This is a genomic window from Wolbachia endosymbiont of Drosophila barbarae, assembly GCF_044752445.1.
Classification (GTDB): domain Bacteria; phylum Pseudomonadota; class Alphaproteobacteria; order Rickettsiales; family Anaplasmataceae; genus Wolbachia; species Wolbachia pipientis.
This window is the reverse complement of the sequence record NZ_JBIXJM010000053.1, coordinates 1-648: the sequence shown is the minus strand read 5'-3', so window position 1 is coordinate 648 and position 648 is coordinate 1. Positions and strand designations below refer to the sequence as shown.

The 648-nt window shown below is 30.6% G+C and carries 1 protein-coding gene; it reads right to left on the bottom strand.

The window, feature by feature from the left end:
• Nucleotides 1-486: 486 nt before the first annotated feature.
• Nucleotides 487-615: a hypothetical protein gene (locus tag ACIPNH_RS00730; RefSeq protein WP_400770963.1), complete on the bottom strand. Its 129-nt coding sequence runs from the start codon at nucleotides 613-615 to the stop codon at nucleotides 487-489.
• Nucleotides 616-648: the final 33 nt, after the last annotated feature.

Below are 648 nucleotides of genomic sequence, written 5' to 3'. Positions count from 1 at the left end.
TATTTCAAGCAAAAGTTATGCCATTAAGAGCTATGCAACAAACATTTATATTTGTGGGTAATAGTAAGATCTAAATCCGATAGAGCATTGTTGGCACACCATCAAAAGTCGCCTCAGACCTCTAATGCATCAATGTACAAACTTACACCTTTTAGTTGGTAATACCATTTTAGACGTTTATCATTCGTTTTAGAAAATACTATAGTAGCGGAATGACGAATTTTTGTTTTTCAAATTGTCAGTAAATCTAAGTCAGTTTAGCTATATAAAACATAGTATAAAAAGAGCTATTTTAGCAAAATTTTAAACAAATAAAGTTAATTACTTCACAATTGATACCTTACGAGAAAAGCACATTTGATACAGATTTAAAATACAAGTTAACGAATTATTATGATTTTTACCAAGATAATAATATAGTAAGGTTTGGTAGTGAGGTATCAAAATGGAAAAATACACCAACGCATGGTTTAATAAGAAAGATAATCATGATTGTGCAAATGATGGCACTTGCGGGCAATCTATAAAGGATTTTAGGATTGGTAATTCTGATATTTCTTTTTTTGATAGTAACAAAAACTTATAGCATTTCTCATAATAGTCCGAACAGGTCATAGGAAGGCAGAATCAACAGCACGACGAAAGGAT